Annotated in this window: 2 protein-coding genes; one reads left to right on the top strand and one right to left on the bottom strand. The window is 59.8% G+C overall.

The genetic code is table 11. The features are described 5' to 3' along the window. Positions 1-163 precede the first annotated feature (163 nt). Positions 164-265 (top strand): hypothetical protein, encoded by a 102-nt coding sequence (locus tag Q7V20_RS24370; RefSeq protein ID WP_370652466.1) that lies wholly within the window; start codon positions 164-166, stop codon positions 263-265. Positions 266-466: 201 nt separating this feature from the next. Here the strand turns inward: Q7V20_RS24370 and Q7V20_RS13350 are convergent, their stop codons facing one another. Further along, on the bottom strand, positions 467-1,825 hold the full coding sequence (locus tag Q7V20_RS13350; protein ID WP_304791848.1) for an IS701 family transposase: 1,359 nt from the start codon (positions 1,823-1,825) through the stop codon (positions 467-469). Positions 1,826-1,959: the final 134 nt, after the last annotated feature.

Below are 1,959 nucleotides of genomic sequence, written 5' to 3'. Positions count from 1 at the left end.
GAAAACGGGGAATCGCCCAAAAACCGGGCAATTCCGAGACAAAATGGGCTGTTTTAAGCCAATTCCGGTGGAAAAAAGGCCGGATGCCGTAATACGTTGAAATCCGAGGTACTGAATGATGGCTTGTTCAGGGCTTCCCTAAGGAGGTCGACCTCTACAATGAATATCATGCCCTCATCGTGCAGCTCGGCAAGAATGTGGTCGACCCAAGCCCCGCTGTGGCGAGTGTCCCTTGGCTGGTATCTGCAAGCACAACCTCGAATAAGAGCCTGTTTCAGTGGGCTGGCGAGCGCGGTCAGATCGGTTCGCCGGGCCGTTCGGGCAAGCTCGGAGTCCTGCTCAGGTGCGGCATTCCGAGGCTACTCGGGTCGCATCTCGCCTCTGCGCATCCAGATGCCCCGTTCTTCGCAATGCAGCATCTCGCTGCCACTCAGCACGGATTGGCCAATCGGGTAGTTCTACTTTGTCAGATTTCCCCGCCGAATGATGCTGGCAGGGTAAGACCTTGTTTTCGATACTGAGAGGCGGAGGCGCTTTGCCTTCGCTGGTGTCGGTTAGCGATGGCCATGACGAGATTCTCATCGGACTGGATTTTGGAAGGCAGCTTGTGTCTCAACATCTCGACGATATCCTGACAGGAGAGCAGACGGTGCGTGTCGCGCCCGGCCAAGCGTTCCTTGGCGAGGAACATCAGCGCGACCATGACCAGAGCCATATGATGGTGCCAGCCGTTCCAGCCCCGCACCTGATAATCCGCCATGCCGCAGGCGCCCTTGGCATCCTCGAAGGCTCGCTCGACGAAGTGACGGGACGCCTGCATCGACACCAGAAGGCGCAAGGAGGCACTCGGTTTGGCGTTCGACAGGCAGAACTTGAGCTTCGTGCCATCGATCTCCCGCCGCACCAGAAGATGCCACTGTCGCCCGGCGGACGATTCACCGTCCCAGACGAACACGCGGGCGGCGAGGAAGTCGGCAACCACCTCGCCCTTTTCGCCATCACGCAGCTTCATCCGGCGCCAAGCCTTTGCCGATTGCCCGGCGACCCAGGCGGTGACCGTCTGCGCGGCAACGGCGCTCACCGGACGCATCGGTGCGCGTCCCTTCCCCGTGCGCTCAGGCACCGTCGGGCAGGGGTCGGCGAGATAGATCATCTGATCCGCGTGCACCTCGGCGAGGAAGGTCTCGCGCTCGCCGTCCAGCGCCGTCAGCAACCACGGCAGTTGTCCGTAGCCCCCGTCAAAAGCGACCCAGTCGAACTGAAGGCCATTGCGACGGGCGCGCAACACCATCTCCAGGGCCATCTCCCCCTTGGTGCGGAATTCGACCGACTCCGGGATGCCCGCTGCTTCGCAACGCGCAGAATCGCTCGTCCAGCACGCCGGCAGGTACAACTCCGCATCCACGAGGGCGGCGACTTCGCCTCGCGTCACGGCGGCGAAGACGCCTACCTGGCTGTTGTCCGTCTTGCCCAGGCGGCCATTCCACTGCCGGGCAACGCCCACCGAGTGCTCGCCCTTCTTGGCAAAGCCGCTCTCGTCAATCACCAGCGCCGTGCCGCCGCGCCCAAAGTGCGCATTGGCATCCGCCACCAGTTGCCGGAGCACGCTGCGGCGGTCCCAGGTGGATTCGCTCAGCATGTGATGCAGTCGCTGCGGGTGGCTACCCGCGACGACCTCCGCCATGCGTTCCATGTTGGCCCGCGTGGATTGGTAAAGACCGTGCAAGTAAGATTTGGCCGCCTCGGCGACCGAGCGCGTCGAGGATTCAAAACAGGGGATATAGGGGACGAAATGACTGTCCAGTTTGGACTGAACATTCGCCACCAGCGTGCGAATGCAATTGACATATTTGAGTTGTCATGGTTATTTACAACTCCATATAGTTTCATATAAACAACATGTTGCATTATATCATATGACATCGGAAGATGTTTGAAAATCAATCTGACAAAGTAGAA

Source organism: Aquabacterium sp., from assembly GCF_030652515.1.
Classification (GTDB): domain Bacteria; phylum Pseudomonadota; class Gammaproteobacteria; order Burkholderiales; family Burkholderiaceae_C; genus Aquabacterium.
The sequence above is the reverse complement of the archived record's forward strand: the minus strand, read 5'-3'. Positions and strand labels throughout refer to the sequence as shown.